At 41.3% G+C, this 22,718-nt stretch carries 15 protein-coding genes; 10 read left to right on the top strand and 5 right to left on the bottom strand.

Translation table 11 applies throughout. The features are described from left to right. Window positions 1–2,363 precede the first annotated feature (2,363 nt). From idi to narX, 3 genes are all read right to left on the bottom strand, one after another. Window positions 2,364–2,879: an isopentenyl-diphosphate Delta-isomerase gene (gene idi, locus PR675_RS16300; RefSeq protein WP_004923075.1), complete on the bottom strand. Its 516-nt coding sequence runs from the start codon at window positions 2,877–2,879 to the stop codon at window positions 2,364–2,366. Window positions 2,880–3,094: 215 nt separating this feature from the next. Further along, window positions 3,095–3,733, bottom strand: a complete 639-nt coding sequence (narL, locus tag PR675_RS16295; RefSeq protein WP_014656853.1) for a two-component system response regulator NarL — start codon at window positions 3,731–3,733, stop codon at window positions 3,095–3,097. 40 nt (window positions 3,734–3,773) lie between these two features. Further along, window positions 3,774–5,528 carry a nitrate/nitrite two-component system sensor histidine kinase NarX gene (gene narX / locus PR675_RS16290; RefSeq protein ID WP_014656852.1) on the bottom strand — a complete coding sequence of 585 codons (1,755 nt, stop codon included), beginning with the start codon at window positions 5,526–5,528 and terminating at the stop codon, window positions 3,774–3,776. 336 nt (window positions 5,529–5,864) lie between these two features. Here narX and PR675_RS16285 point away from each other — a divergent pair, with 336 nt between their 5' ends. From PR675_RS16285 to narI, 5 genes are all read left to right on the top strand, one after another. Next, entirely contained in the window at window positions 5,865–7,262 is a 1,398-nt protein-coding gene (locus tag PR675_RS16285) for a NarK family nitrate/nitrite MFS transporter (protein WP_060560941.1), read from the top strand. A 67-nt stretch (window positions 7,263–7,329) separates the two neighbouring features. Further along, window positions 7,330–11,091 carry a nitrate reductase subunit alpha gene (locus PR675_RS16280; RefSeq protein WP_036941951.1) on the top strand — a complete coding sequence of 1,254 codons (3,762 nt, stop codon included), beginning with the start codon at window positions 7,330–7,332 and terminating at the stop codon, window positions 11,089–11,091. Next, complete coding sequence (gene narH / locus PR675_RS16275) at window positions 11,091–12,632, top strand: nitrate reductase subunit beta (RefSeq protein ID WP_004926510.1); 1,542 nt, start codon at window positions 11,091–11,093, stop codon at window positions 12,630–12,632. Before PR675_RS16280 ends, narH begins: the two co-directional genes overlap by 1 nt. Further along, window positions 12,629–13,351, top strand: coding sequence for a nitrate reductase molybdenum cofactor assembly chaperone (gene narJ / locus PR675_RS16270; protein ID WP_060560942.1), 723 nt, complete (start codon window positions 12,629–12,631; stop codon window positions 13,349–13,351). Before narH ends, narJ begins: the two co-directional genes overlap by 4 nt. Next, on the top strand, window positions 13,348–14,025 hold the full coding sequence (gene narI, locus PR675_RS16265; RefSeq protein WP_060560943.1) for a respiratory nitrate reductase subunit gamma: 678 nt from the start codon (window positions 13,348–13,350) through the stop codon (window positions 14,023–14,025). Before narJ ends, narI begins: the two co-directional genes overlap by 4 nt. Before the next feature lie 107 nt (window positions 14,026–14,132). Here narI and PR675_RS16260 read toward each other — a convergent pair whose 3' ends face one another. After that, the gene (locus PR675_RS16260) at window positions 14,133–15,059 is read right to left on the bottom strand and encodes a DUF808 domain-containing protein (RefSeq protein WP_004926518.1); all 927 of its coding nucleotides are present in this window, start codon (window positions 15,057–15,059) and stop codon (window positions 14,133–14,135) included. Between the two features lie 311 nt (window positions 15,060–15,370). Between PR675_RS16260 and PR675_RS16255 the strand changes: the two genes are divergently transcribed. Then, window positions 15,371–16,354 carry a glycosyltransferase gene (locus PR675_RS16255; RefSeq protein ID WP_004926519.1) on the top strand — a complete coding sequence of 328 codons (984 nt, stop codon included), beginning with the start codon at window positions 15,371–15,373 and terminating at the stop codon, window positions 16,352–16,354. Between the two features lie 51 nt (window positions 16,355–16,405). On the opposite strand, the gene uriH is transcribed toward PR675_RS16255, so the two are convergent. Beyond that, a complete protein-coding gene (uriH, locus tag PR675_RS16250; protein WP_060560944.1) occupies window positions 16,406–17,350 on the bottom strand; it encodes a uridine-preferring nucleoside hydrolase UriH in 945 nt (314 codons plus the stop codon). Window positions 17,351–17,690: 340 nt separating this feature from the next. Between uriH and PR675_RS16245 the strand changes: the two genes are divergently transcribed. The 4 genes from PR675_RS16245 (at window position 17,691) to PR675_RS16230 (ending at window position 21,938) form a co-directional block, all read left to right on the top strand. Then, entirely contained in the window at window positions 17,691–18,461 is a 771-nt protein-coding gene (locus PR675_RS16245; protein ID WP_014656847.1) for a helix-turn-helix transcriptional regulator, read from the top strand. Between the two features lie 236 nt (window positions 18,462–18,697). Further along, the gene (locus tag PR675_RS16240) at window positions 18,698–20,002 is read left to right on the top strand and encodes an NAD(P)/FAD-dependent oxidoreductase (RefSeq protein ID WP_004926527.1); all 1,305 of its coding nucleotides are present in this window, start codon (window positions 18,698–18,700) and stop codon (window positions 20,000–20,002) included. A gap of 46 nt (window positions 20,003–20,048) precedes the next feature. Then, on the top strand, window positions 20,049–20,417 hold the full coding sequence (locus PR675_RS16235) for a cupin domain-containing protein (RefSeq protein ID WP_004926531.1): 369 nt from the start codon (window positions 20,049–20,051) through the stop codon (window positions 20,415–20,417). A 27-nt stretch (window positions 20,418–20,444) separates the two neighbouring features. Further along, window positions 20,445–21,938 carry an aldehyde dehydrogenase family protein gene (locus PR675_RS16230; RefSeq protein ID WP_004926533.1) on the top strand — a complete coding sequence of 498 codons (1,494 nt, stop codon included), beginning with the start codon at window positions 20,445–20,447 and terminating at the stop codon, window positions 21,936–21,938. Window positions 21,939–22,718: the final 780 nt, after the last annotated feature.

Below are 22,718 nucleotides of genomic sequence, written 5' to 3'. Positions count from 1 at the left end.
GGAGAAGATAAAGTTTAATCTCTTACTTTGTGGTAGCGGCCTCACGGTGAGAGGCCGTTGCGAACATCACGCCCCCCTTCAGTTTTACTGCTTTTGGCAAATTCAGTCGCCTGTACTTTTAGTTTTGCTTGTATAGTGGGGGGGAAGTTTAGCCTAGCAAGAATAGGCAGCCACACACGATATAAATCACCTCCTCCCATAAAACACGGTATGGTGGCTGATACATTGTTTTGATGGTCGTTATTATCGATATTATAAAATTAAACCCCAAACCCCAAACCCCAAACCCCAAACCCCAAACCCCAAACCCCAAACCCCAAACCCCAAACCCCAAACCCCAAACCCCATCTCATACTTTATTAACCACTTTTTATCTCAGCGCATATCTCCCCCTGATTAGCTATAACCATAAATATGGTTGTTATTCTCCCTCTACAGCACAGCTATACCGAGTTTGGCACACTACATGAACCGTTATTGATAGGATGATTGATGCGTTAATTAAAGGGGGGAATTAAAGCTTCAGTGATAATGCCCTGCTTTAAACAAAATTATTTGGTCATTGAATAGATTGAGTAAATATAAAGTAGTGAGTAACAGCTCACAGGTTTGTGTGTTCCAGTATTGAGAGTGTCAAGTTTATTACTAATTATTAGCTATTTCAATGTGTTAGAGGGTGTTAATAAAAAAGGTATCATTCACTGTTTTTTGCTGGGTATTGATAGGGCGAATAGGTTTAGTGGATATAAAGTAGTGAGTAACAGCTCACAGATTTGTGTGTTCAGGTATTGAGGGTATCAAATATGTTGTTAATTATTATCTATCCCAATGGATTAGGGCAGATGAGTAAAAAACTTATCACTTACCGCTTCTTTTGATGGACATTGATAAGGTGAATAGGTTTGGCAAATATAAAGTAGTAAGTAATAGCTCACAGATTTGTGTGTTTCGGTATTAATTAGGATATCAAGTTAGTTGCTAAACTATTTATTTCAATGAGTTAATGAATTATTAGCAAGGGATTTATAACTCACTAATCTCTTTGCTGGGTATTGATAGGGCGAATAGGTTGAGCAGATATAAAGTAGTAAGTAATAGCTCACAGATTTGTGTGTTTCGGTATTAATCAGGATATCAAGTTAGTTGCTAAACTATTTATTTCAATGAGTTAATGAATTATTAGCAAGGAATTTATAACTCACTAATCTCTTTGCTGGATATTGATAAGGTGAATAGATTGAGTGGATATAAAGTAGTGAGTAACAGCTCACAGGTTTGTGTGTTCCAGTATTGAGAGTGTCAAATTTATTATTAATTATTAGCTATTTCAATGGATTAGATGGTGTTAATGAAAAAGTATCACTCACTGTTTTTTTGATGGATATTGATGAGGTGAATAGTTTGAGTGGATATAAAGTAGTAAGTAACAGCTCACAGGTTTGTGTGGTCCGGTATTGAGAGTATCAACCTTATTACTAAGCTTTAATTATACTAATGAGCGAGGCGCTTGAGTAACGTTCTGCTTTTATTCTTTTGAATGTATCTAAGATCTGTAATACATATCTTATAATTTAGATTATTTTTGTGTTATTGAGGATGTTAAAGTAACCCGTTGTTACTTAAACTGTTTCTATGGTTATTGAGGATGTTAAAGTAACCCATTGTTACTTAGGCTGTTTCTATGGTTATTGAGGATATTAAAGCACTCCCTTGTTACTTAGGCTGTTTCTGTGGTTATTGATGTATTAAAGTAACTTCTTGTTACTTAGGCTGTTTCTGTGGTTATTGATGTATTAAAGTAACTTCTTGTTACTTAGGCTGTTTCTATGGTTATTGAGGATATTAAAGCATTCCCTTGTTACTTAGGCTGTTTCTGTGGTTATTGATGGTATTAAAGCAACCCTCCTGTTACTTAGACGGCTCTGTAGGTATTGAGGATATTAAAGCAAACCTCTTGTTACTTAGGCTTTTTCTATGGTTATTGAAGATATTAAAGTAACCCTCCTGTTACTTAGACGGCTCTGTATGTATTGAGAATATTAAAAAATGCCTTATCGCTACTCACTTAGACTATTCCCAGCGGTATGCAATATCCACTCAGCCTGACGCTAGCGGCAATCAATCCCAGTTACGTACGGATAGATGATGAGGGAAATATTATATCTGTATTCATTTTTATTACTCTATGCCCTTTAAAAGATAGAGCTAAGATTAAAATCAGTAAGCCAATTAAATAAACGTTATCAGCCTCAGTTCTTTATTATAGAATTTATTAATGCTAATAAAAAATAAACTGAGGGGGATTGATAACAGATAAATTTATTACTCATTAGAAATAAAATTTATATATAATTAAATATAAATTACTTAAATTGCAGTAATGGATATTTATTAATAATTAATTTAAACCAAGGCGTAAATTGGTCTGGGGTATTTTTGATTTCTGTTTGTAAGTCTGAAGGTAATACCCAGCGAATGGCAGAAACTTCATCACGATTAGGGGTTACGGCGCCATCATAATAACCAATAAAGAGGTGGTCATATTCATGTTCAATTAAGCCGCCATTGACTTCTGCATGATAAACAAAGTGGCCAACTAGTGAAATTTCGGTAGTAAAACCAAGCTCTTCCATTAATCGACGTTTAGCCGCCGCTAATGTGTCTTCGTTAGGGCGAGGATGGCTACAGCAGCTATTTGCCCATTGACCCGCAGAGTGATATTTATGAGCAGCACGCTGTTGAATAAGTAATTCTCCCTTGGTATTAAAAATAAAAACCGAGAATGCGCGGTGTAATCTTCCCTGTTGATGGGCTAATAGTTTAGGCATAGTGCCTATAGGGTTATCTTGTCTATCAACAAGAATGATCTTTTCTTCCATTTGATTTAATCTTCCGTATTAATTATTTCATTAGTTTATCATATTATAGTTCAATTCGTGTTACTTGTAGATTTGAGCTTTTTCATTGATAAACGCTATTTATAACGACCCTAATCACATATTAGCTATGTGACTAGGGGGATTTTTTAGACTCAATTGGTTTGCTTAGCAATTATGGGGAACGTAGGTACGTTGTTATGCACATTAAATAGCGACTATTTTTGTTGTAGCACCCATACAGCAGCCTCGACACGAGATTTTAGATTCAATTTTTTCAAGAGGTGCTTCACATGAACTTTGACTGTACTTTCTGCGATATCGAGTTTGCGAGCAATCATTTTATTTGATAGCCCTTGTGCAATAAGCTCTAAGATATTGGTTTCTCTAGGCGTTAAAGATAGAAGATTATTTTCGGTTTGTGGTCGATTGTCTCTCAGTGATTCTGCCAACACGGAAGTCAACGCTGGGCTAACCACCATTTTGCCACTGGCGGCTTCTTTAAGAGCGACAATCAGCTCTTCTGGCTCCATATCTTTCAATAGATAACCATCCGCTCCGCGTTTGAGGGCGCTAACAAGGTCTTCACCGTAATTAGAAACGGTGAAAAGAATGATCCTGCCAGATAATTCCCGTTTTCTAAGCTCATCTAGGGTTTCAAAACCATTCATACCTGGCATATTGAGATCAAGAAGGATAAGGTCTGGATCTTGTTCTTCAGCAATTTTTATACCTGTAGCGCCATCACCGGCTTCACCTATCACGAGTAATGATGGCTCAAGACTGATTAATTGTTTGACGCCATTTCTTAGCATCGGATGATCATCAATCAATAAAATCGTGGATTTTTCGCTCATTATATTTGTGTTTCCCATGAATTGCTTTGCTCCAAAATGATTAAGTAACAGGTAAAGAAAAGGTGACTTGCACTTTTGTTCCACCTTGCGCTCTCGGAATGATTTCACACTCACCATTAAGGCTAAGCGCTCGCTCTCTCATAATAATTAAACCATAGTGGTTTTGTTTGCTTGGTGTAGGGGCAATACCTTCGCCATTATCTTCGATTGTAATTGTGACAACACCGGAATCTTGTTGAAGAGTAACTTGTGCCCAATTGGCATGAGCATGCTTCAGAATATTGCTCAGCGCTTCTCGGATTATCTGTATGATATGAATCGATTGATGGGGTGAAATGCTTTTCGCTGGAATATGGTAATTCAATAAAATCTTAAATCCCATCTTCTGACTAAATTCGTTAATTGTGCTTTCCAATGACGGAAGTAGTCCAGGCTCCATTAACTTTAATCGAAACGTGGTGAGTAACTCTCTAAGCTGACTATAGGCAGTGTTAATTTCACCTCGCATTTCACTGAGCAATTGTTGGTGTTTATCTGGCAAAGATTCTGGTTGCATTTGTAAATAGCTAATTTGCATTTTTAGACAAGACAGCGATTGGGCGATCGAATCGTGTAGCTCTCTTGCGATAGCAGAGCGTTCATCCATAATGAGTAATTGTTGCTGTTGCTCTATTTGATGTTCCATCGCTAGCATGCCTGAAATTTGTTTTACTAGCATAAGAACCAAGTTATTTTGTTCCTCAGAAATATCTTCATTATTCTCAATTTCCGCAGAAATGACACCATAACGGTGCATATTATCGGATAGCTCCCATAATAATGTTTTGGGATGATGAACAATATCTTTGGGAATAAATGACGGATCTTCGGATAGCGGATCATTTGAAGTACAACAAATTTCATGAAAGTATTTTTCATTGCTATCTTCGTAGAGCTTTAAACTCAAGTTTTTTAAACTTGTGATATTTTTGAGTTCGCCAAGGACTTTTTGTAATCGTAAATCGAGCGGCTCAGTTGAATGTAGTATCTGATTTGATTGATAAAGATAAGAAAGTACACGGTTCTTGTTGCGAAGATCGGCCGTTTTTTCCGCTACTCTCGATTCGAGCTGATGATAACTTTGTGCTAACTCATCAGACATTTGATTCAAGGTTAGCCCTAAAGTATTTAACTCATCTTGTTTGTTATTATTAGGGTATCGTTGGCTAAAATCTTTTTGCCCAATCGCATGAGCCATAGAGAGGAGTTTCATCCATGGATAATAAATTTTACGTCTAAGGTGCCAAATCGTGACCATTAATAACAAAAAGACTAAGCCAATAAAGATCATTTGTGTCATGGCGACATATGCGATTTTTCGTTCTGTTTTTTCGTCAATATCATGAACGAGTTCATCCAGCATATTGACAAAAGAGATCACTTCATACCGCGCATCGCTGGCAGAATTGGCCTCAGAGAGTGCAGGGCGTAAGGTTTTTAACCAAAATGTGTGTAATTCGGAGAATTTTTCAGTGAGATCTTCAGCTTTAACAACTTGAGTTAATTCTAGGCTGGATAAATCATTTTCTAGTATATCAAGGTACTCTTTGGTATGGTCATTTAAAGGAATTAAAGAAAGCAGCCGGTAGCTTTGCATTCGAAGTGAACCGGATTTATTAATCGCATGAGCGTTACCTTGCACACTGATTATCATACGATTTGAAATCGTCATTCCGATAATACCAAGGATGGCTATAAGCAACATCAATCCGATAACTTGATTAATAATTGAAAATCGACGGTGAAATACCGGCATATTCATTTCCTTCAAAATGACCTCGCAATCTACTTTTTCTTTTTTATGATGGTTATATTGTTCAGAGATTGCTTAAATTTAAATATACTACTTCAGGGTTAACCCTAAATTTCTTATCTATAGGATAGCGTAAATATCAGGATAAAAGTAATTTAAATAAATCTATTTTTATTTTGAATATTTATAGGGTTAGCTAAATATACCCCTTGTACCCCTCTAGTAGGTTGTTTATATAGTGTGCAAAACCTAACTTGAATATCTCTTGATTTAGATCAGGCTAGTTGTTCCTAAATGAACACAAACTGACCTCATAAATGCTATTTATTGGGGTGAGTTATGTCTCAACGAGAAAGTTTAAATACACGGACAAAACAATCTGGAGCGATTATTCAGGATTGGCGCCCTGAAGATACTCAGTTTTGGCAAACAACAGGGCAGCGCATTGCAAATCGCAATTTGTGGATCTCTGTACCATGTTTGTTACTCGCATTCTGTGTCTGGATGTTATTTAGTGCAGTTGCCGTTAATTTAAATAAAGTAGGATTTAATTTCACAACTGACCAACTATTTTTATTAACAGCGCTACCCTCAGTTTCGGGTGCACTTTTACGAGTACCGTATTCATTTGTTATTCCTATTTTTGGTGGCCGTCGTTGGACTGCAATTAGTACTGTTTTTCTTGTTATTCCCTGTATTTGGTTAGGGTTTGCTGTTCAAAATCCAACAACACCTTATAGTGTTTTTGTCATTATTTCGTTGCTATGTGGTTTCGCTGGGGCCAATTTTGCGTCCAGTATGGCAAATATCAGTTTCTTCTTCCCTAAATCACGTCAAGGAGGAGCGCTTGGGCTAAATGGTGGCCTTGGTAATTTAGGGGTGAGCGTAATGCAGTTAGTTGCGCCATTTATTGTTGGTATTGGCGTATTCTCTTTTATGGGGGGAGCAGGCACACCACAGGCTGATGGCTCTGTGTTATGGCTAGAAAATGCTGCATGGATTTGGGTACCTTTCTTATTATTTTTCACCGTGATGGCTTGGTTTGGCATGAATGATTTGGCAGCTAACAGAGCATCGTTAACAGCACAACTTCCTGTACTCAAAAGAGCCCATCTTTGGATCTTAAGTTTTCTTTATCTTGCGACCTTTGGGTCTTTCATTGGCTTTTCTGCAGGGTTTGCGATGCTGTCTAAGACGCAATTTCCTGACGTCATCATCTTAAAGTTCGCCTTTTTTGGGCCATTACTCGGCGCACTTGCCCGCCCTGCCGGAGGTATGCTGTCTGATCGCTTTGGCGGCGTAAAAGTGACGATGATTAACTTTATTGTGATGGCTATTTTCTCTGGATTGCTGTTCTTCACACTACCAACTCAAGGTCAGGGCGGTTCCTTCATCGCGTTTTACGCGGTATTTATGGTGCTGTTTTTAACGGCGGGATTAGGTAGTGGCTCAACATTCCAAATGATCGCAGTTGTTTTTCGCAAGCTAACTATTGATCGCGCCTTGTCTTTTGGGGCTTCAGAACAAGATGCACAAAAGCAAGCGGTGACAGAGAGCGCGGCAGCATTAGGTTTTATTTCCGCTATTGGGGCAATCGGTGGGTTCTTTATTCCAAAAGCATTTGGAACCTCTTTAACACTGACAGGTTCACCCGCTGGTGCGATGAAAGTTTTCTTCGTGTTCTATGTCTCTTGTGTGTTTATCACATGGTTAGTTTATGGGCGTAAGCACAAATAATAACAACCAATAAATACGATTTAAGCAATGTATGACGCCTGTCGGCGTCTCTTTGGAGGCAATCCGAATGAGCAAATTTTTAGACCGATTTCGTTATTTCAAACAGCTTGGCGAGACTTTTTCAGGCGATCACGGACAAGAGTTGAACGTCAATCGTGATTGGGAAAATGGTTATCGTAGCCGTTGGCAGCACGATAAAATTGTGCGCTCGACACATGGCGTAAACTGTACAGGGTCATGTAGTTGGAAGATATATGTCAAAAATGGTTTGGTAACATGGGAAACGCAACAAACAGATTACCCACGTACACGCCCTGACCTACCTGATCATGAACCAAGAGGCTGCCCGCGTGGAGCGAGTTACTCATGGTATCTTTACAGCGCTAATCGGGTGAAATATCCAATGGTTCGTAAGCGCTTACTAAAATTATGGCGTGAAGCGAAAGCAGAACATCAAGATCCTGTAAAGGCTTGGTTTTCTATTATCAATGATCCACAAAAAGCACAAAGCTATAAGCAAGCTCGTGGGCGCGGCGGCTTTGTACGATCAAGCTGGCAAGAAGTAAATGAGCTGATAGCCGCAGCTAATGTCACAACGATTAAAGAGTTTGGCCCTGACCGTATTATTGGTTTCTCTCCAATACCCGCAATGTCGATGGTTTCTTATGCTTCAGGAGCAAGATATTTATCGTTGATTGGTGGTGTTTGCCTCAGTTTCTACGATTGGTATTGTGATTTACCACCATCTTCACCGATGACTTGGGGTGAACAAACGGATGTACCAGAATCGGCGGATTGGTATAACTCCTCCTATATCATTGCATGGGGTTCTAATGTGCCTCAAACGCGTACTCCGGATGCGCATTTCTTTGCTGAAGTACGTTACAAAGGTACGAAAACGGTCGCAGTCACACCTGATTATGCCGAAATAGCTAAATTGTGTGACCACTGGTTGAATCCAAAACAGGGTACAGACAGTGCAATGGCGATGGCGATGGGGCATGTGATCCTTAAAGAATTCCATATCGAACGCCAAGCTGAGTATTTTCGTGAGTATGTACGTACTTACTCTGATATGCCAATGTTGGTTATGTTGGATAAACGTGAAGACGGAACATATGCTGGCGGTAGAATGTTACGAGCCGCCGATTTGGTTGATTCTCTGGGCGAAGAGAAAAATGCTGAGTGGAAAACCATTGCTATTGATGAAGCAACAGGGGCGTTATGTGTTCCTCAAGGTTCAATGGGGTTCCGCTGGGATGATAGTCGCAAATGGAACCTTGAGCCTCGTAAAGCGGATGATGGGCAAGAGTTCAAAATGCAGCTTAGCCTCTTGGATGGATGCGATGAGGTTGTCGAGGTTGGTTTCCCTTACTTTGGTGGATTAGAAAGCGAACATTTCCAAAATGTTGAGCTTAAAGACGTGCTGTTACATAAACTGCCCGTAAAACGTATTCAATTGGCGGATGGTAGCGACGCTTTGGTGACCACTGTTTATGATTTGATACTCGCGAACTATGGTATTGAACGTGGTTTAGGCGATGAGAATTGTGCCGCAGATTACGATGATATGAAGGCATACTCCCCCGCATGGGCGGAGAAAGTGACGGGGGTTAGCCGTCAAAATATCATCCGGATTGCACGGGAATTTGCGGATACGGCAGAAAAAACGCATGGACGCTCTATGGTGATTGTTGGTGCAGGTATCAACCACTGGTATCACATGGATATGACCTATCGCGCTATTATTAATATGTTAGTGTTCTGTGGCTGTATAGGACAAAGTGGTGGTGGTTGGTCACACTATGTCGGACAAGAAAAATTACGTCCACAAACGGGTTGGCTGCCTCTTGCTTTTGGCTTAGATTGGCAACGTCCACCGCGCCATATGAATAGCACCTCATTTTTCTACAATCATTCAAGCCAATGGCGCTATGAAACAGTCAAGACGGAAGAGCTATTATCCCCATTAGCCGATAAAAAAGCATTTAGCGGCTCTCTTATTGATATGAATGTGCGCGCAGAGCGCATGGGATGGTTACCTTCCGCACCACAATTAAACGTTAACCCTATTACGATTGCTAAACAAGCCGAAAGTGCAGGTATGTCAGCGGTAGATTACACGGTTAACCAATTGAAAGAAGGGAATATTCGCTTTGCCGCGGAGCAACCCGATAGCCCACAAAACTTTCCGCGTAACCTATTTATTTGGCGTTCGAACCTACTTGGCTCAGCCGGTAAAGGCCATGAATATTTATTGAAATACCTATTAGGTACTGAAAATGGTATTCAGGGGCTTGATTTAGGACAACAAGGAGAAGTGAAGCCTGAAGAGGTTGAATGGGCAGATAAAGCGGCAGAAGGAAAAGTCGACTTAGTCGTAACCCTCGACTTTAGAATGTCGAGTACCTGTTTGTTCTCGGACGTGGTTCTACCAACCGCAACGTGGTATGAAAAAGACGATATGAATACTTCGGATATGCATCCATTTATTCATCCATTGTCTGCGGCGGTTGATCCTGCTTGGGAATCGAAAAGCGATTGGGAAATTTATAAAGGGATTGCTAAAGCATTCTCAGAAGTCAGCGTAGGTCACCTCGGGAAAGAAACCGACGTTGTTACGCTGCCAATCCAGCACGACAGTGCCGCTGAAATGGGGCAACCTTTCGATGTGCGTGATTGGAAAAAAGGCCAATGCGAATTGATCCCAGGGAAAACGGCACCGCACATTATGACGGTTGAGCGTGATTATCCATCGACCTATGCACGTTATACCTCACTTGGTCCTTTGATGGATAAGCTCGGTAATGGCGGTAAAGGGATCAGTTGGAATACGCAAGATGAAATAGACTTCCTGAAAAAACTGAATAAAACCCAACCTAGTGGCGTTAACCAAGGACGGCCGAAGATTGAAACTGCTATTGATGCTGCGGAAGTTATCTTAACGTTAGCACCAGAAACCAACGGGCAGGTGGCAGTGAAAGCGTGGGATGCTTTAGGTAAAGTCACAGGCCGTGATCATACCCATTTAGCACGCTATAAAGAGGATGAAAAAATCCGTTTCCGCGACATTGTTGCGCAGCCACGTAAAATCATCTCTAGCCCCACATGGTCAGGCTTGGAAGATGAGCATGTGTCTTACAATGCCTGTTATACCAATGTTCATGAAATGATCCCTTGGCGTACCTTAAGTGGTCGTCAACAGTTATATCAGGATCATGAGTGGATGAGAGCTTTTGGTGAAAGCCTTGTGGTTTATCGTCCTCCTATTGATACCCGTGCGGCCCAACCGTTGATGGGGAAAAAGCCAAATGGTTTCCCTGAAAAGGCGCTTAACTTCTTAACGCCGCATCAAAAATGGGGGATCCACTCCACATATAGTGACAATTTACTGATGCTAACGCTGGGTCGAGGCGGACCGATTGTCTGGTTAAGTGAAGAAGATGCCCGCCAGTTAGGTATTGAAGACAACGATTGGGTAGAAGCCTTCAACAGCAACGGGGCGTTGACCGCGAAAGCCGTGGTGAGCCAGCGTATTCCTGATGGCATGATCATGATGTATCACGCGCAAGAACGCTTGATTAATTTGCCAGGCTCCGAAATTACGGCGCAGCGCGGCGGGATCCATAACTCAGTGACCCGCGTCTGCCCTAAACCGACCCACATGATTGGTGGTTATGGGCATTTAGCATATAGCTTCAACTACTATGGCACCGTGGGCTCTAACCGCGATGAATTTGTGGTGGTACGTAAAATGAAGCAGGTCGATTGGCTTGATGGTGAGCAAGATGGCTATCAGCAGGCGCTGAGCGGAAAGGAGAAAGCATAATGAAAATTCGTTCTCAAGTCGGCATGGTATTGAACCTCGACAAATGTATTGGTTGTCATACCTGTTCAGTGACCTGTAAGAATGTCTGGACCAGCCGTGAAGGCGTTGAATATGCTTGGTTTAATAACGTCGAAACGAAACCAGGTATCGGTTATCCCCATAATTGGGAAGATCAGGAAAAATGGAAGGGCGGCTGGATCCGTAATATCAAAGGTAAATTAGTGCCGCGTATGGGCAACCGAGTCGGGGTACTTTCAAAGATCTTCGCTAACCCAGATGTTCCTGCTCTGGATGATTACTATGAACCATTTGATTATGACTACAGTCATTTAAAAAATGCTAAAGAAGGGCAACATGTGCCAACGGCTCGCCCACGCTCATTAATTACTGGGCAGCGTATGAGCAATGTCAATATGGGGCCAAATTGGGAAGATGATCTTGGTGGCGAATTTAGCAAACGCGCGCACGATAAGAACTTTGAGCATATTCAAAAAGAGATGTATGGGCAATTTGAAAATACATTCATGATGTATTTGCCGCGCTTATGTGAGCACTGTTTGAACCCAGCTTGTGTGGCGACTTGCCCGAGTGGTGCTATCTATAAACGTTCAGAAGATGGCATTGTCTTGATTGACCAAGATAAGTGTCGTGGTTGGCGAATGTGCTTAACAGGCTGTCCATACAAGAAAATTTACTTCAATTGGAAAAGTGGTAAATCAGAAAAATGTATTTTCTGCTATCCACGCATTGAGTCTGGTATGCCGACAGTGTGCTCTGAAACCTGTGTTGGGCGCATCCGTTATTTAGGCGTGCTGCTATACGATGCCGATAAGATTGAGCAAGCGGCGAGTGTAGAAAAAGAAACCGACCTATATCAAAGCCAACTTGATGTATTCCTTAACCCACATGATCCACATGTGATAGAAGAAGCACAAAAACAAGGGATCCCTCTGAGTGTGATCGACGCTGCTCAAAAGTCCCCTGTTTATAAAATGGCGATGGAGTGGAAGCTTGCATTGCCATTGCACCCAGAGTATCGAACTTTACCGATGGTGTGGTATGTGCCGCCTTTGTCACCCATCCAATCCGTTGCGGATGCAGGTATGTTGGCGAGCAATGGTGTCTTACCTGATGTTGAAAGTTTACGTATCCCAGTACAGTACCTAGCGAATTTATTAACCGCTGGAGATGTCGAGCCAGTATTGCTTGCACTAAAACGTATGTTAGCGATGCGTCACTATAAACGTGCTGAAACAGTAGAAAATCAATGTGACACCAGTGCACTAGAACAAGTTGGTCTAACAGAAGCTCAGGCACAAGAGATGTATCGTTATTTGGCAATAGCGAACTACGAAGACCGCTTTGTGATCCCATCAAGCCATCGTGAGTTAGCGCGAGAAGCTTTCCCAGAAGCGAAAGCGTGTGGCTTTAGCTTTGGTGATGGCTGTCATGGCAGCGATAGCAAGGTGAATTTGTTTAATAGTCGCCGTATCGATGCGATAGATGTGACACCAAAAACATCGCAGGAGAAAACATTATGATGTCGTTGAAAGTGATTTCGCGCTTACTTGACTACCCAAGTGAAGCGTTATGGCAGCATCGTGATGAGCTTATCGAGGCGCTAGAGCAAGCGAATGAGTTGCCATTTACCCAAGCCGTTCAACTGATGATGTTTGTGCGCGAATACCTTGATGAAGATCTGTTAGACATGCAAGCACAATATTGCGAGCTATTTGATAGAGGACGCGCAACTTCCTTGTTGCTATTTGAACATGTGCATGGGGAGTCTCGTGATAGAGGGCAAGCAATGGTTGATTTGATGGAGCAGTATCAACAGCAAGGATTGCAGATTGATTGCCGCGAATTACCGGACTATTTACCGATTTATTTGGAATATTTAACGGTATTAACCCCCGACCAAACCCGTGAAGGCTTAAGCGATATTGCGCCAATTTTGGCGCTATTGGGTGAAAGATTGAAACAACGCCAAAGCCGATTCGGTGTGTTATTTGACCTTCTTTTGACGCTATCGGCGACTGCTATCGAAACTAGCCAATTGAGTGGGCAAGTCGCAGCGGAAGCACGAGATGATACGCCAGAGGCATTGGATGCTGTTTGGGAAGAGGAGCAAGTGAAATTCTTTACCGATGAAAAAAGTTGCGCGAGTGAAGTGACGGCTCATCAACATCGCTTTGCAAACGCGGTTGTGCCTCAATACTTGGATCTTGATGCGGGCTATAATGCGGGAGTTCAAAAATGAATTTTATCAATCAATTCTTCTTCGATATTTACCCCTACATTGCCGGTACTGTGTTTATTGTCGGTAGCTGGTTACGCTATGACTATGGGCAATATAGCTGGCGAGCTGGTTCAAGCCAAATGCTTGATAAAAAGAATATGCGCTTAGCGTCCAATTTGTTCCATGTCGGGATCATTGGTGTCTTTTTGGGGCATTTTTTCGGTATGTTAACCCCGCATTGGGTATATGAGTCTTTCTTGCCAATGCATATTAAGCAATTGATGGCGATGATTGGTGGGGGCGTATGTGGGCTAATGGTACTGATAGGTGGAGCGATGTTATTAAAGCGCCGCTTAACGAATCCGCGTGTCAGAGCTACTTCATCCTTTGGCGATATTATGATCTTAACCTTACTGGTAATACAGGTCTGTTTAGGGTTACTGACTATTCCATTCTCTGCTCAGCATATGGATGGTAGTGAAATGTTGAAATTGGTAGGGTGGGCACAATCGGTTGTCACCGTCCATTGGGGGGCGTCACAATACCTCGAAGGAGTTGGAATTGTCTTTAAGTTACACCTTGTTTTAGGAATGACGCTATTTTTGTTATTCCCATTCTGCCGTTTAGTGCATATCTGGAGTGCGCCAATAGAGTATATTACGCGCCGTTACCAGCTAGTGAGAAATCGTCACTAAAAATATGGCCTTGCAAATGAAGGCAAGGCCAGCTCGTGTTCTTGTGTAAACAACAAATATTGCTAATGTAGCAACCCCATATCATCGATATGGGGTTTTTTGCTTCTTTAGGCGCTTAAACGTGTTTTGACTTGTTTGGCTAAAGTGATAAGCAAAACGAGTATAATGCCCACGATTAACCCAAAAATAAGGTTTGCCAATGAAGGCGTAATGAATTGCATTACCTTACCAATTGCAGGTGTTAACGATAGCGCTAGGGCTAACTCTTCTATCCAATAATAGACTGTTGTTATACCATGAGTCAGAATACCGCCTCCGACCATAAACATGGCAGCTGTGCCGACAACGGATAAGGTTTTCATTAGGTAAGGCGTGGCGTAAATAAGCCATGTACCTAATTTGCTTAACCAAGCAGAAGCCTTTTTCTGTAAATAGAATCCGAGATCATCCAGTTTGACAATACCTGCCACTAGCCCATAAACCCCAATTGTCATAACAATCGCAATAATGGAAAGAACAATAACTTGGTTCATAAAGGTTGTTGCAGAAACGATACCGAGTGTGATCGCAATAATTTCAGCGGATAACACAAAATCCGTACGTACTGCTCCTTTGATTTTGCTTTTCTCAAATGCCGCCAGCTCTTCCGGCGACATGACGGCTTTTTGTTCCCTTTTTTCATGGTGTTCTTGGGCGGAATGGAGATATTTGTGCATTAATTTTTCTGCGCCCTCAAAACACAGGTAAGCCCCACCAATCATCAGTAAAGGCGTCACGGCCCAAGGTATGAAGGCACTGATCAATAAGGCGAGCGGAACCAATATCAGTTTATTGATAAAAGAGCCTTTTGCTACGGCCCATACCACAGGGATTTCTCGTTCTGCTCGAACCCCTGTGACTTGTTGGGCATTTAAGGCGAGATCGTCACCTAATACACCGGAGGTTTTTTTCGCGGCCATTTTTGTCATTACAGAAACGTCATCTAATACGGCTGCAATGTCATCAAGTAAAGCAAGTAAGCTACTTCCTGCCACAGAGTGATCCTTTTTGTCTAATTTAAGGTGTGTTTAATGTTAATTAGGCTGATATTGCGATAATTAGTTCACCTTTCGGTAGGTAAATAAATCCGATTTAGAAGGAATCTATGTCTGTAAGCCAAGAGATGGAGGCTCCACTTTTTAATTGTGAATTTTTTATGACAGTGGAACCAATATATATATTTTCTCTCTAATCATCTAAATTACCGTGTTTAGATGAGTTTTAAAAAGTATCGTTTGAACAAAATAATAGCAGAAAGTGACCAAGGAAGGTGGCTTTCGAATGAATGGTTTAATAAGGTTAATACATGTCTCCTGCACCTGTTTTGAGTATTGTCGTTGCCGTTTATAATGGTGAAAAGTTTCTTCCTCATTTTTTTGATAGCTTATTAGCGCAAAATCTGAGTAATTGGGAATTAATTGTCGTAAACGATGGTTCAAAAGATAACAGTGAGGCGGTGATCCGCCAGTATCAAGATAAATTCAGTCACTTTACATTATTAACGCAAGACAATCAGGGGGTTTCTGTCGCACGTAATACCGGCATGGCAGAAGCGCGAGGGAAATATATCACTTTCCCTGATATTGATGACGAAATTAGTCCTAAAATGTATGGTCGCTTGTTAGAAATTGCGTTGGCGGGAGATTTGGATGTAGCCACCTGTAACGGAACATATATTTACACTAATGGTGATGCACCAAAAGCGATTTTTCCACCCAATAAAGTACCATCAACAGGTGTGATTAGTGGCCCTGAATGGCTGGAAATTGGTTTAAGTTCACGTAAATTTTTACATGTGACTTGGTTGAATCTTTATCGTTTGGATTTAATTCGCCAGCATAACTTTTCCTTTGAACCTAAATTGCACCATCAAGATATTCCATGGACTACGGAATTACTGCTGGTGGCGAAGCGAGTTCAATTTATTAATGAGCAATATTACGATTATCTGATCCATAATCAGTCGGTTTCCCACTCCTTGCAAGGGGATGAACGGTCTATTCGTAAGATAAATACCTATTTGAAAATCATTGATATGCTGTTGGATATCTATAAGCGCTATCCGAAACAGGTTGAACAGGCGCCAGCGTGTTTATGGCAGGTCGGTAAAGAAGGGCTTGGGATTACTCAAGCCATACTTGCCATTAAATCACCGGAAACACAGCGAGATGTCGCCCGCATGTTTTTTGAGAAAGGTTATTGGGATGTGATCTGGTCTCATGCGACGACGATCAAGTTAAAATGGCGTTTGATCCGTCGTTACACTAAGTTGAAAGCTATCGCTAAATAATCGCTAAAGGGTAGCGAATGGAAACATTGGCTACCCTTGTTTTGAAAAGGCCTAATTAGGTAATCTTTTCAATGAATCAATAAACAATTCCCACAATCTAGCATTATCCAATCGAGTCGCAACTTGCGTATGGCAGTCGCTAGCTGGCGGATGCCGGAAATCAGTGACAGTCATCCCTGTGGTCAGTGCCCCTTGTAATTCAATATTTACCGGCGCTTTTTGGGTTGTGATTAATGTTGGATCAATAACATAAGCAACAGCACAAGGGTCATGCACAGGGGCGTGCTCATTGGTTCCATTACGTTGGCGATATCCCGCAGTGTAGTAACTTAATGAGTCCACGACAAACTGGCTTATCGGTGTATTGAGTGCGGCGATATCGGCCATAATTTTGTCTGTCGGCCTTGCTTGGTGTGTTAAATCGAGGCCTACCATGGTGAGTGGCCAGCGTTCATTAAACACAATATGAGCAGCTTCTGGGTCGATAGCAATATTGAATTCGGCGACCGCAGAACGGTTTCCGGTGTGGTAGCCTCCTCCCATTAAAACCACTTCTTTAACTAACTCGACGATCTCAGGCGCTTTTCTTACAGCAAGGGCAATATTAGTTAGCCCCGCAGTAGGAACGAGTGTGACCGTTTTAGGTGGATGGGATTTTAGGGTATCTATGATGAGATCAACGGCATGGCGCTTATCGAGTGGCTGTGTAGGGGAAGGAAGATGGGTGCCATCAAGGCCACTTATACCATGTACTTCTGCCGCATTTTGGATGTTACGTATTAGTGGGCGAGGACAGCCTGCTGCAATAGGGATTTGTTTTCCACCAGCGAATTCAGTGATGGCTTGAGCGTTGTGGGTGACTTTATCTAACGTTTGATTACCGACGACAGTAGTAATTGCTAGCACATCGATATCAGGATGCCCTAATGCCAATAGAATTGCCATTGCATCATCATGGCCGGGGTCGCAGTCTAAAATGATTTTCTTTTGTGGCATTTTTCTCTCCTAAAGTTGGCAGGAAAATGGTTAAGCATGAATGTATTAAGGAATGAGCTTAACCATAGGATCCATTGCTAATTGAGTCTATCTAAGCGTGTTATTAAGGTTAAAAAATTGCGTGTACATTTCCTGTGATACATCTCGGATTTATATGGATGGTGATAAATAGTTGGTAACAAATTATTAATACTTTTGGACGAGAGTGTGATTTGATTAACATATTAATAACAATTGGATTGAGTTGCTTAGGATAATGTGGTTTTTATAAGCTTTTGGCAGCTGATTTTATCGCTTAGAGAAAATAGCTTATTAATAAGTTAATGACTTTGGAGGCAGAATGGAAAACTATCTGGATAAACTACCTGATGTGATTGATTCTGTTGCAACCAACCAATTTTATCCTAATTTATTATCATGGCTATCATCATTTATTGCATTTGATAATGCCATTGTTTATTCATTTGAAAAAGATGCCCCACCACGCTTTTTATCGAAAGTTGAAAAGCGCAACAGTGACAGTGTGAACCGCATTTATCAACGCGGGGCTTACCTTATGGATCCTTTCTACCAAGAGTTACAAAAAGGGGGAGGCTCCCAGGTGCTGACATTGAGAGAACTAGCACCAAAAGGTTTTTATCACACGGATTACTATCTCAATTTTTACCGGAAAACAGGTTGGTGTGATGAAGCGGGGCTGCTACTGGAAATCACCGCAGATAGGCAGTTAGGGATCTTTTTTGGTAATGAAGATGAACCGTTTTTATCTGAAAAATCAACACAGGCACCTTTAAAAGAAGCATTTGAAATTATTCGTAGCATGGCAAAACTGCATAAAGAAATTTCTCCAAATGATGTTTCTAGCCACTATCGCTTAGCAGATATGCAGACTCGTTTCGGTTTAACGCCAAGAGAGTGTGAAATAGTGGAGCTGATCCTTGAAGGTAAAGGCTCTCCGCAGATTGCGCAGTCTCTCTTTATTAGTTTAGGCACAGTAAAAAACCATCGTAAGAATATCTATCAAAAGTTGGATATTAATTCTCAAGCAGAATTGTTTAACTTATTAATGAATCATCGAAACCACCCTTCTTATCGTCGCTGTTTGTGTTGAAATTTCTAACATCAAGCATGACTTTAAAATTGTGATTATTAATATAAAAATAATACGTAATATTATGATTTAATTTGTTTTTGTTTTATTTTTAAATTAGTTGTTTATATCGAAATATTCTACCTGTGTCACAAATGTTAAATCAATGTTTCAAATATCCCTAAAGGGCTATGTAAATGTTAAAGCAAGGTTAAGATAATCGAGGTTATCGAAAGATACTAAATAGGGTATCCATTATGAATAACCAAGTAGAATCATTAACTTATTACGCTGCTACTAAAAAGTATGACCTACGTTTTCCAACATTGAGAGAAGACTTAGATGTTGACGTTGTGATCATTGGTGGTGGCTTTTCCGGTATCCATACGGCACTTGAATTATGTGAAAAAGGCATCACCAATATCGCGATTTTAGAAGGGCGTTATTTGGGATATGGCGGTTCAGGGCGTAACGGTGGACAAGTCATGGCGGGAATCGGTCATGATATTGACGCCATTAAAAAATATGTTGGCAAGGAAGGTTTAGAAACTATTTTTAAGCTTAGCAACATGGGGGCGGGGATCATGCGCGACCGTATTGCTAAATATAATATTGATGCCGATTTTTGTCGTGGTTACGCCTACTTAGGGAGTAACAAACGCCAAGAAAAAACGTTACGCAGTTGGTTGAATGATTTTAAAGCCGTCGATCCAGATGAGGAAATTGAGTTTTACTCAGGCTCTGATCTTAAACAGATCATTGGTTCGGATGCATATACCTGTGGCATCAAGCATATGGGCGGCGGTCATGTTCACTCCTTGAATTTACTCTTGGGTGAAGCAAAAGCTATTAGCGAAGTCTATGGCGCGAAAATTTTCGAAAACAGCCAAGTCGTCAATGTGGAATATGGTAATACCATCACAGTGCGTACGGCAATGGGATCTGTGCGAGCGCAAAAAATGCTATGGGCTTGTGACTCATTCCTGAATGGTCTTGAACCCACAATTTACCCAAAAACCATTAATACCTACGCTTATCAATTAATGACAGAAGAGTTACCTGAAGAACTCATTGAGCAAATTAGCCCTATTCGTGGTGCTTACAGTGATATTCGCCCTGTCATTGATTATTACCGAGTGACAAAAGAAAACAGGCTGCTGTTTGGTAGCTCAACGCATTTTCTTGAGTATATCCCGTCTGATCTAAAAGCTTGGAACCGTAATTTGATGCTAAAAGTTTTCCCCTATCTAAAAGATGTCAAAATCGAATTAGCATGGGGCGGACCGATGGCATGTAGTGCGAACCTATTCCCGCAAATAGGAACATTGCCACAACATAAAAATGTATTTTATGTACAAGGCTATTCCGGTTTTGGTGTGACGCCGAGCCAGATCGTGTGCAAAGTGCTTGCAGAAGGTATGGTCGAAGGGTCAAGCCGTTATGACTTAATGAGTTCTATTCCTCATGCCAACATCATTGGTAAGGACAAACTGCGTAATGTCATCGTATCACTGGCAAAAATTATGCACCAAACATCGGGTTACTGGCAGGGGCGCCGCTAACTCAACTATTTTGTACCATCGTGTTAATAAATAAAAAGGTGAAGTCATGATTAGTCCACTACTGTTAAACAAACCACTTCCTGATTTACTGAATATTGGTAGTGTAACCAATTTAGGATCAGAGGTTGTTGAAGGTGACCCACAAGCTAGCGTTGCGATGATCCATGGTGAGCCAACAGATAACCTAACGTGTGGTATTTTTGCCTGTACTAAAGGTAAGTTTAAAATGGTTTACCCATTTGATGAAATGGCGACAGTATACGAAGGCTCAGTCAAACTGACTGATGTCAAAACAGGTAAGACTGTTGAATATCATAAAGGTGACACTTGGTTTGCTGCTAAAGGCACTGAAGTCCTATGGGAGATCACCGCTGAGCGTTTTGTTAAGCATTATCTTGCTTGTGTAAACGCATAATTTATTTTTAAAAGTGGAGTGATAACGATGAATCAATTAGCCCTATTGCCGGAAGTTAGTGCGTTTTTGCAACGTCAACATGGACATTTTATCAACGGCCAGCCAGTTTCCGGTGAGGGGGATGCCTTCTTTGAAGTCGTTAACCCTGCCACAGAGCAAGTTATCGCGAAAGTGAAAGAAGGCACTAAGGCCGAAGTGGATGCTGCTATGCAGGCTGCTTACACCGCTTTTCGTGGTGCTTGGGCAAAAACAACGCCGATGGAGAGAGGTAACTGCCTCAATCGCTTAGCGGACTTGCTCGAAAAACATCTTGAAGAGCTGGCGCAGTTAGAAACCTTATGTTCAGGGAAAACCATCCAATTATCGCGTTTTCTTGAAGTTGGCTCTGCTGCTCAGTTCTTACGTTATTTTGCAGGTTGGGCGACAAAAATTAGCGGTGAAACACTGAATGTCTCTCTACCATCATTTAAAGGTGAACAGTATTCAGCCTTTACCCAGCGTGAACCAGTAGGGGTTGTTGCCGGCATTATTCCGTGGAACTTCTCAATTATGATTTCCATTTGGAAGTTGGCAGCGGCGCTGACTTGTGGCTGTACTATTGTTTTAAAACCGAGCGAATTTACACCGTTAACTATGCTGAGAGTGGTTGAATTAGCCAAAGAAGCTGGGATCCCTGATGGTGTTATTAATATTGTTAACGGCGGTGGTCGTGAAGTTGGCCCAGCGTTAATTAGTCACCCATTATGTTCGAAAGTGACCTTTACGGGGTCAGTACCCACAGGACTTGCCGTAGGCCGAGCTGCAATGGAAGGGAAACTCACCCGTGTAACCCTCGAATTAGGCGGTAAGAATGGGGCGGCTTTCTTGGCTGACCTGCCTGTTGAAAAAATTGTTGATGGCATTATTGAAGCGGGTTACCTCAATCAAGGCCAGATTTGTGCGGCAGCGGAGCGTTTCTATATCCCATCTTCTTTGATGGATGAAGTATTAGCTCAGCTTAAACAGCGTTTATCTACCTTGAAAATTGGTTCTCCGTTGGATGAAACAACCGAAATGGGGCCATTGGCGAATAAAGCCCATTATGAAAAGATTTTAGGGTTATTTGAGAAAGCGCGTAAAGAAGGCAATGAAATTGTCTACGGTGGTCAGCCGATAGCTGGTGCGGGTTATTTCGTACCGCCAACCATTATCCGTGCGAACAGCCCAGATGATGCGTTAATGAAAGAAGAAACATTTGGTCCAGTGGGTACTTTCTTAAGTTACGATGATGAAGAAGAGTTGATCGAACAGATGAACAGTACGCCATTTGGTTTGGCCGCGAGCCTTTGGACTAACGATCTGAGTAAGGCGATGCGTATGATTTCACGTATCGAGGCAGGAACCGTTTGGGTCAATATGCACACATTCCTTGACCCTGCCGTACCTTTTGGCGGGATTAAATCCTCGGGTATCGGTCGTGAATTCGGCAGTGCGTTTATTGAACATTACACAGAACTGAAGTCGGTCATGGTTCGTTATTAATTGTTAATGTTGTTGTATTCAGCATGCCTCCAATGCAGTGTTGCCAGTAGTTGTATTTGGACGTGTTGTATCGAGTATTTTTTGAGTCAATTTTATAGTGGTTGCCCAGCTAACGCTGGGTTTTTTTTTATCTCCAAAAAGTCAGGCGCAGCTTTTCTAACATTAGCCTTAAAGGAACGTTGAGACTCGGCTGGAGAAAATTATCAGTGGAGGTCACTCATGAAAACCCGTGCTCCCTGAGCTTTTGTTATCTTTTTCCTCTTGGTAACGTCGGTATCACAATCTTCGAAGAGAGTGCCTTAACAACGTACATAACCCAGTGTTAGGTAGGGCACAGAATGCCCTTTAGATAGGTTAGAACGTTTTCTGATATTGATTGTGAGACGATGCAGGATACCGCTTATCCATTAATTATTTTTAGTCTAAAGATAGATATCAAATCGCCGTAAACTCATTTTAGTTTCAGTGTCACGTTCAAAAGCCACCTAGCAAGAGCGAGTTATCAATGTACAGGTAACCGATTTGAAGGTTATTTGTAACGGCATTCACTATTAACTCTCAAACGACAAATTCTCGATATGGTTTTGTGTTGGTTTTTGGGAAACATATTAAAAATTAACACGAAAAGAGAGTTTACTTGAATTTACAAAAATCGATGAGTGAGATACAAGATAATTTAGTAGATAATGCTTTGATGGTAGGGGTAAATAATCATAAAGACAATTAAAATGTTTGTTTTTTAATTTTAAATATTATAAAAAATAATAAAACTCATTTTCG

Source organism: Providencia sp. PROV261 (assembly GCF_028477945.1).
GTDB lineage: Bacteria > Pseudomonadota > Gammaproteobacteria > Enterobacterales > Enterobacteriaceae > Providencia > Providencia stuartii.
Note: the sequence above shows the minus strand (reverse complement) of the source record. Positions and strands in the feature narration are given on the sequence as shown.

What these genes read in the sequence shown, in the direction of transcription:
- idi (WP_004923075.1), bottom strand. Translation starts at nt 2,879, where the DNA reads ATGGAAGAAAAGATCATTCTTGTTGATAGACAAGATAACCCTATAGGC.
- narL (WP_014656853.1), bottom strand. Translation starts at nt 3,733, where the DNA reads ATGAGCGAAAAATCCACGATTTTATTGATTGATGATCATCCGATGCTA.
- narX (WP_014656852.1), bottom strand. Translation starts at nt 5,528, where the DNA reads ATGCCGGTATTTCACCGTCGATTTTCAATTATTAATCAAGTTATCGGA.
- PR675_RS16285 (WP_060560941.1), top strand. Translation starts at nt 5,865, where the DNA reads ATGTCTCAACGAGAAAGTTTAAATACACGGACAAAACAATCTGGAGCG.
- PR675_RS16280 (WP_036941951.1), top strand. Translation starts at nt 7,330, where the DNA reads ATGAGCAAATTTTTAGACCGATTTCGTTATTTCAAACAGCTTGGCGAG.
- narH (WP_004926510.1), top strand. Translation starts at nt 11,091, where the DNA reads ATGAAAATTCGTTCTCAAGTCGGCATGGTATTGAACCTCGACAAATGT.
- narJ (WP_060560942.1), top strand. Translation starts at nt 12,629, where the DNA reads ATGATGTCGTTGAAAGTGATTTCGCGCTTACTTGACTACCCAAGTGAA.
- narI (WP_060560943.1), top strand. Translation starts at nt 13,348, where the DNA reads ATGAATTTTATCAATCAATTCTTCTTCGATATTTACCCCTACATTGCC.
- PR675_RS16255 (WP_004926519.1), top strand. Translation starts at nt 15,371, where the DNA reads ATGTCTCCTGCACCTGTTTTGAGTATTGTCGTTGCCGTTTATAATGGT.
- uriH (WP_060560944.1), bottom strand. Translation starts at nt 17,350, where the DNA reads ATGCCACAAAAGAAAATCATTTTAGACTGCGACCCCGGCCATGATGAT.
- PR675_RS16245 (WP_014656847.1), top strand. Translation starts at nt 17,691, where the DNA reads ATGGAAAACTATCTGGATAAACTACCTGATGTGATTGATTCTGTTGCA.
- PR675_RS16240 (WP_004926527.1), top strand. Translation starts at nt 18,698, where the DNA reads ATGAATAACCAAGTAGAATCATTAACTTATTACGCTGCTACTAAAAAG.
- PR675_RS16235 (WP_004926531.1), top strand. Translation starts at nt 20,049, where the DNA reads ATGATTAGTCCACTACTGTTAAACAAACCACTTCCTGATTTACTGAAT.
- PR675_RS16230 (WP_004926533.1), top strand. Translation starts at nt 20,445, where the DNA reads ATGAATCAATTAGCCCTATTGCCGGAAGTTAGTGCGTTTTTGCAACGT.